10 protein-coding genes are annotated in these 6,049 nt (G+C 65.7%); 4 read left to right on the top strand and 6 right to left on the bottom strand.

The genetic code is table 11. The annotated features are described in order from the left end of the window. The coding region (locus G6048_RS46195; protein WP_206342969.1) for an ATP-binding protein at positions 1 to 403 on the bottom strand (403 nt) is incomplete at its 3' end. A 228-nt stretch (positions 404 to 631) separates the two neighbouring features. On the opposite strand from G6048_RS46195, the gene G6048_RS46200 reads away from it, so the two are divergent. The 4 genes from G6048_RS46200 to G6048_RS46215 all read left to right on the top strand — a co-directional run bounded on the left by G6048_RS46200 (position 632) and on the right by G6048_RS46215 (position 2,373). Further along, positions 632 to 1,483: a helix-turn-helix domain-containing protein gene (locus G6048_RS46200; RefSeq protein ID WP_165345604.1), complete on the top strand. Its 852-nt coding sequence runs from the start codon at positions 632 to 634 to the stop codon at positions 1,481 to 1,483. 8 nt (positions 1,484 to 1,491) lie between these two features. Further along, positions 1,492 to 1,683 carry a hypothetical protein gene (locus G6048_RS46205; protein ID WP_165345605.1) on the top strand — a complete coding sequence of 64 codons (192 nt, stop codon included), beginning with the start codon at positions 1,492 to 1,494 and terminating at the stop codon, positions 1,681 to 1,683. A 199-nt stretch (positions 1,684 to 1,882) separates the two neighbouring features. Next, on the top strand, positions 1,883 to 2,125 hold the full coding sequence (locus G6048_RS46210; RefSeq protein WP_165345606.1) for a hypothetical protein: 243 nt from the start codon (positions 1,883 to 1,885) through the stop codon (positions 2,123 to 2,125). After that, positions 2,119 to 2,373, top strand: a complete 255-nt coding sequence (locus G6048_RS46215) for a hypothetical protein (RefSeq protein WP_165345607.1) — start codon at positions 2,119 to 2,121, stop codon at positions 2,371 to 2,373. The genes G6048_RS46210 and G6048_RS46215 overlap by 7 nt, the downstream gene beginning before the upstream one ends. A gap of 58 nt (positions 2,374 to 2,431) precedes the next feature. Here G6048_RS46215 and G6048_RS46220 read toward each other — a convergent pair whose 3' ends face one another. The 5 genes from G6048_RS46220 to G6048_RS46240 all read right to left on the bottom strand — a co-directional run bounded on the left by G6048_RS46220 (position 2,432) and on the right by G6048_RS46240 (position 5,652). Then, a complete protein-coding gene (locus G6048_RS46220; RefSeq protein ID WP_165345608.1) occupies positions 2,432 to 2,803 on the bottom strand; it encodes a hypothetical protein in 372 nt (123 codons plus the stop codon). Continuing rightward, on the bottom strand, positions 2,767 to 3,438 hold the full coding sequence (locus G6048_RS46225; protein ID WP_165345609.1) for a hypothetical protein: 672 nt from the start codon (positions 3,436 to 3,438) through the stop codon (positions 2,767 to 2,769). Before G6048_RS46225 ends, G6048_RS46220 begins: the two co-directional genes overlap by 37 nt. Further along, positions 3,431 to 4,000: an RNA polymerase sigma factor gene (locus G6048_RS46230; protein WP_165345610.1), complete on the bottom strand. Its 570-nt coding sequence runs from the start codon at positions 3,998 to 4,000 to the stop codon at positions 3,431 to 3,433. The genes G6048_RS46225 and G6048_RS46230 overlap by 8 nt, the downstream gene beginning before the upstream one ends. 167 nt (positions 4,001 to 4,167) lie before the next feature. After that, the gene (locus tag G6048_RS46235) at positions 4,168 to 4,971 is read right to left on the bottom strand and encodes a hypothetical protein (RefSeq protein ID WP_165345611.1); all 804 of its coding nucleotides are present in this window, start codon (positions 4,969 to 4,971) and stop codon (positions 4,168 to 4,170) included. 237 nt (positions 4,972 to 5,208) lie between these two features. Next, positions 5,209 to 5,652, bottom strand: a complete 444-nt coding sequence (locus G6048_RS46240; protein ID WP_165345612.1) for a PPOX class F420-dependent oxidoreductase — start codon at positions 5,650 to 5,652, stop codon at positions 5,209 to 5,211. Positions 5,653 to 6,049 lie beyond the last annotated feature (397 nt).

The raw sequence follows: 6,049 nt of genomic DNA on the forward strand, positions 1-6,049 counted from the left end.
CCCCCTCACAAGCCCGCACCACGCACCCCAACACCCGCAACGCCGCCCGCCTCCGCGCATCACAAGCCGCCGCCAGACGAGGATGCGTATGCCGTGGATGCCCGTCGTAGAAGATCACCCGCAACGCCTCCTCCCGACAACGCAGCGACAGATACACCTCGGCCCCCGACGTGAACCGGCAAGCGCACGCGGTCAGTTCACCCACCACCTGCACCGCCGCATCCGTCACGTCCTCCAGCCGATGCAACTGGAGGACCGCCCTGGTCGTCGCCCGAGCGATGCGAGGGCTGGTCAGATCGGCGGGAAGCGTGAGGCTGTACGCGAGGGTTTCGGGTGACGGTGACGGGGTTGCCACCGACACGTCGTCGAGGACGGAGCAGACGGAAACAGCTGTTGCGGACATACGGAACTCCCTTGAGAACTCGGCAAATTGACGGACCTCGACGTCTTGACCCAAACCTGGGCAGGCTCGCGCGATGCGCTTCCGACAACGTCGGGCCGTAAGCGACTCGTCACCGACTGTAGACCATCAGAGGAGTACGTGTACTACTCCTCAGGGAAGTTCCCGGTGGACCGATCACGCGCCCCGGCGGCAGACTGACCCAGTCAACGGCCGAACAGGAGAGGGCACATGCCGCCCAGGAGCACACCGACGGAGCGCCAGCGGCGGCTCGGCGCGGAGTTGCGCAGGATGCGCATCGCGGCCGGGATGACGACGGAGCACGCCGCCGGCCTGTTGAACGTCCCCCGCACGAACGTCCCCAACATGGAGTCGGGCCGCTCCGGCATCAGCCCCGAACGCGTACGCACCCTCGCGAGCAACTACGGCTGCACGGACCGGGATCTCATCGAAGCCCTCGCCGTCATGGCCGCCGCGCGCGACAAGGGATGGTGGGAGGCCTACCGGGGCCAACTCCGGGACGCCTTCCTGGACATCGCCGAACTGGAGTGGCACGCCAAGCGGCTGCGCATCGCCGTCACCGTGCACCTGCCAGGTCTGCTCCAGACCGAGGAACACGCCCGAGCCGTCTTCGAAGCCGTGATCCCGCCCCTGCCCACGGCTGACGTCGAGACCCGCGTCGCCCACCGGATCGACCGGCAGCAGGTGCTCGACCGGCCGGAGCCCCCAACCCTCGACGTGATCCTCCACGAGGCCGCCCTCCGTATGGAGTTCGGCGGACCGGCGGTGGCACGGAGGCAACTGGAGCACCTGCTACGCATGTCCGAGCGCGACACCGTGACCGTACGGGTCATCCCGTTCAAGGCAGGCGGCTTCCCCGGCGCCGGGCAGTCCGTCATCTACGCCGAAGCGACCGTCCCTCGCCTCGACACGGTGGAACTCGACAGCACCCACGGCCCGGAGTTCATCGACACGGAGGCACAACTCGCCAAGTACCGGGCTCAACTCGACGCCATGCAGTCCGCTGCCCTCACCCCGAAAACCTCACGCGACTTCATCCGCACCCTCGCCGACGACCTCTAGGAGCACCCGTGCCGGACATCACCTGGGAAGAGCCGTACTGCGGCGAAGGCGCCAACTGCTTCCGAATAGGCACAGACCCCCAAGGCAACGCCTACATAGCCCTGGCCGGCCAAGAAGACCACTACCTAACCGACACCCGCGAAGCCCTCCGCACCCTCATCCTCGACATCAAGGCCGGAAAGGCCGACCACCTGCTGTGAGCCCCAACTCACTCCGGTAGCGGCCGAACGCCGCCATCGCGATCACAGCGAGCGACGGACGCTTGCCGGGAAAGGCTCAGTGGCCCTCGCGGCGCTCCGGTGGGCGCAAACACCGAGAGCGGAGCCAGCCGCGAGCCCCTGACGTGCAGCTTTCTCTATGCCCAGGTTCTTTTCCTAGCAGTGGCGTTACGTTCTGCGTGTGAGCACTCAAGCCGTTCCCCCCATTCCGGAGCGGGCAGGCAAGCGGTCCGTCTCCCTGCCGCAGTCGTTGGTGAAAGAGGTCGAGGATCGCACCGGGAAGACCGGTTTCTCAGCCGTTGCCTCCGAGGCTCTGGAGCAGTGGCTGGCCATGGCCAAGCTCCGCGAGGTCATCGAGGCCGACGAGCGCGAGTTCGGTCCGGTAGGCGATGAGGCTCTGCGACCTGCAGAGGCCGAGTGGTAAGTAAGCGCCTCAAGGCCAAGGGCAAGAGCGGTGACACTCTCATACTGGACGCGCAGGGACTGTCCCTGCACGTCGACGGTGCCGAGGACGGGCACGAATGCCTAGTGGACGCAATCGTCGTCGCCACCGCTGCCCTCTGCCTGCCTCCGGTCCGCCTGGTGACCTCCGACAGCTCGCACATACCGAAGCTGTGCGCCGCGGCTCTGGATCTTCCGCGGGAGCCCACGATCGGCCTGATAACCGTCTGATCGACGGCCAGGAGTGAGCCGGTCCAGAAAGCCAGTTACTGGGAGCGCTGGATTCCGCTCAAGGGATACGCGCGGCTGCCAGAAACGTTGAGTAGCCGATGACTGCCGGAGTCTTCACGTTGAGGGCGCCTGGATCGCTGGTCAGCTCTTCCTCGTAAGCGAGGAGAGATCCGGTGGAGGGGTCGAATACCAGCGTCCGCTTGTTTGGGAGACCGCCGAAGTCGCTTGTCAGGGAGAAGGCCTGCCCCTCCCTGCCTGCTCGGTCCCGCACCACGCCTGCGTAGACGATTCCATCCAGGTTCTTGAGGACACGCAGCAGGCCGGCCCGCTGGGCAGGGGAGAACACATGATCCATGAACCGCTCGGGCACGACCTCGAACGCGAGGCCAGGGGTCAATGAAGTCTGCCCCGTGGCCAGCCATTTCTGCATGCCCCCGGAGTGGAGGGCGGCTCACCGGCTGATTTCGTGGACGGTGCGCTGCCGGACGATTTCTCGGGGGTCTCGCCGACTGCGCCAGCAGCCTCCCAGGTCTTCCGCTGCTCGGTGTTCTGGAATTGCGGTGGCAGCGTCTTCACGGTCCAACGGCTGGAGCCATCCGGCTTCTGCCACGTCACTCGGTACTCCGGGAGCACCGCAGAGGTGACCTGCAGGCCATCGATGCGAGTGGCCAGTGACCAACTCTCCTGGACGAAGCGCTCGACCGACCAGGTGGCGGGCCGGTCGTCCGGGAGGCTCGCGATACGAAGAGCGATCTCTTCGAGGACCTGATCGGCCGGCCTGTCGGCAGGCTGGTACGACAGCGGCCGTGGTGTAACAGCGTAGGCAGGCTGGGCTGTTGAGCCGAACGGATCGGCCACGACCAACCCGATGGCCACAGAGGCGGCCACAGAGACCCCGGCAAGCACCCAGCGCCTCGACCGGCGGTCACGAGTACGGGTTGCGAGTGCCGGGCGTGGTGTACCAACGATCGCTTCCAGTCGGGCCTGCGCCTGACTGGGGGTCTCGTCGGCACCCGCCAGTCTGGCCGGATCCAGCGCGCGCAGCGCTTCCTGCATGTCACGCATCTGCTCCCCCGATGCTCGTCCGAGTGCTTCGCTGCGCGGACGGATCCTCACCTCTCTGTTCGGCGGTCCGCAGGTCCACCAATCGCCGGCGCAATCGGGATCGCGCCCGGTGGAGGCGCACGTGGAAGGTTGAGGGGGAGCAGCCAAGAACGACTGCGGCCTCACGAGATGGCAACGCCTCCCATACGGAAAGGCGCAGGATCTCCTGATCGGAGTCGCTGAGTGCCTCGAAGGCCAGAGCCAGAGCCATGCGCTCACTCTGCGACTCGGCATGATCATGGGCGTGCTGCCACGGCTGGGATGCCAGTAGCTCAACCAAGCTGCCGCGACGCCGGTCGGCACGATGGGCGTTGGCGAGAGTCCGCCGGGCTGTGCCGTACAACCACGGCAGGGCTTTGGCATGCGGTATCTCATCGAGTCGGCGCCACGCTGTGAGGAACACCTCTGACAGGACGTCGGCAACCTCGTCTGGCACCACCCGGCGACGTATGCAGCGCTCCACGGCAGCGCGATGCCGGGTGTACAACTCGGTGAAGCTCTGCTCGTCTGCGTTGGTGTCCACATCCCCTCCACCCGTGTCTGTGTCCGGTAGCGGACGCTTCTTACACACGGGACGGCAGATGATTCCGGAAAAGCCGACCACCTACTGTGAGCAGGGTCGGGGCTGGCGCGGTGGCTTACGCCCCGTTTCCAGTCCCCGACCCTGCTCAACTCAGAGAGGTGTACGGATCAGCCGAGCTTGGCCGCCTGCGCGTCAATGACGGCGGTCGGCAGCTCGAACGCCTCGCCCCGGGTGATCGCCGCGATGTTGAAGGACGAGAACCCTGCGAGCGTGGTGCCCTGCCGGAAGACGACGACCTTGGTGTCGGCGGCGGCGCCCTGCTTCGTCCCCACGGTCCAGGCGACGGCGTCCTCGCCTGCGGAGAGCTTCTCCTCGCTGACCTTGGTGACCTGCTGCTTCTCCCCGTCGATCGTCATGGCGAAGCCCCCGGCGCACTTCTTGCCGGCCTCCCGCAGTGTGGCGAGGGTCTGCTCGGCGCCGTCGGCGTCGTAGGACCAGAGGGAGGTCATCGTCTTGGTGATGTCGAGCGAGTCGAGCATCGCCTCCTCGGCCTCCTTCTCCGTCATGTCCGCGAGTTCCTCGGTCAAGGGCATGTCCTTCTTGGCCCCCTCGGGCTCCTCGACGACGAGCCGCTGGGCGCTCGCCGCCGGCTCGCCCGCAGGCAGGGCGGACAACACCTGAGCGACGGGCTTGCACTCGGCTTTTTCGACGGAGGAGAGGGCGTCGGGTTCGAAGACGTCGTCCTTCCCCGGCTCCGTGATCTCGTGGCCCTCGACGTCGCCCTTGGCGACCACGAGCTTCTCCAGCTCGTCGGCGGCGAGCGCCTTCGCTACCGGCTTCTCGGACTTGGCGCCGCCCTTCGCCTCCTTGTCCTCACCGCCCTGCTCGCTGCCACCGCAGGCGGTGACCAGAAGCGCTAAGGAGACCGCGGAAGCGGTCAGGACGGTACGACGAATGGCAGTGACTCGCATGGTGCATCTCCTGATCAACGCCCTGCGCCTGGGTGCGGCGCAGAGTTCACGCGAGCAAGACCCGCGTGGCCGGGCCAGGGTTGTACTCAGGAGTCCTGCCATCAGTGGTTCGTCGTCGGCGATTCGTCGTCGGTGGTTCGTGAGTCGAGCGCAGTCCGGCGATCACTTCCGCGCCGCACGCCGGATGGCGCATGCTCCGGGCCGACCACAACCCTCTGACGCGCGCCCAACCGACCCTCAGGCGGCCCCCTCCGGCAGCACCCCAGGCCGAAACCGCTCCACCCCCACCACATGCCGCACCCGCGTCGGCTCGATCAGCAGCATCACCCGCTGCTCCCCGGGCAGCAGCCACGGATACCGGTCCTCGCCGATGTACTTCCGCGCCAGCCGGTCCATGGCCCGCTCAGCCGTCTCACCCTCGACGAAATGTGCGACCCGGCCCCGGATCTCCACGCGGTCGTAAGGGTTCTCGGCGTCATGGTGAGACAGCGAAACGTTCGGATTGCGCCGCAGGTTGTCGACCTTTACGCGGCCGATCGACGTGTTGACCATGACGTACGCATCCTCGATGTCCGCCCACATGGGCGAAACCTGCGGTGTGCCGTCCGGGCCGACCGTCGCCAGGTGCCAGAAGTTCGGCGCCAGGAGCCGCTCGCGAATGTGGCCGTCGATGCTGCTCATACCGGTGCCGCCCTTCCACGCCTGCGCTGCCCGCGAGCACGGGCACGTACGGCGCCATCCTCCTGGCCGGAAGCGAGCCCTCGCCAGATGATCTTCAGCCAGCTCGGACACGTATCGGACGAGATCGGACGGACTTCCGAAACCGTAGAATCCGACAATCCGTAATCCTGGCCGAACAGACCGTAGTCACCGCAGCCTCGCACCCCTACCTTGTGCACGTGCACCAGTCGCCACCCCCCGAGCCCACGAGACTCGAATAAAAAAAAAAAAAAAAAAAAAAAAAAAAAAAAAAAAAAAAAAAAACTAGATACACGATAGATAGTATATACAAAACCCATACCACTATCATTACTTATAAATATTGTTCCATTGAAGCACTAACCCTCCTAATCACAGA

It is taken from the genome of Streptomyces ureilyticus (genome assembly GCF_011045025.1).
Lineage (GTDB): Bacteria > Actinomycetota > Actinomycetes > Streptomycetales > Streptomycetaceae > Streptomyces > Streptomyces ureilyticus.

Bases quoted from the DNA above. Each gene is read 5' to 3' on its own strand.
- G6048_RS46200 (WP_165345604.1), top strand. From the start codon at position 632: ATGCCGCCCAGGAGCACACCGACGGAGCGCCAGCGGCGGCTCGGCGCG.
- G6048_RS46220 (WP_165345608.1), bottom strand. From the start codon at position 2,803: ATGCAGAAATGGCTGGCCACGGGGCAGACTTCATTGACCCCTGGCCTC.
- G6048_RS46225 (WP_165345609.1), bottom strand. From the start codon at position 3,438: ATGCGTGACATGCAGGAAGCGCTGCGCGCGCTGGATCCGGCCAGACTG.
- G6048_RS46235 (WP_165345611.1), bottom strand. From the start codon at position 4,971: ATGCGAGTCACTGCCATTCGTCGTACCGTCCTGACCGCTTCCGCGGTC.
- G6048_RS46240 (WP_165345612.1), bottom strand. From the start codon at position 5,652: ATGAGCAGCATCGACGGCCACATTCGCGAGCGGCTCCTGGCGCCGAAC.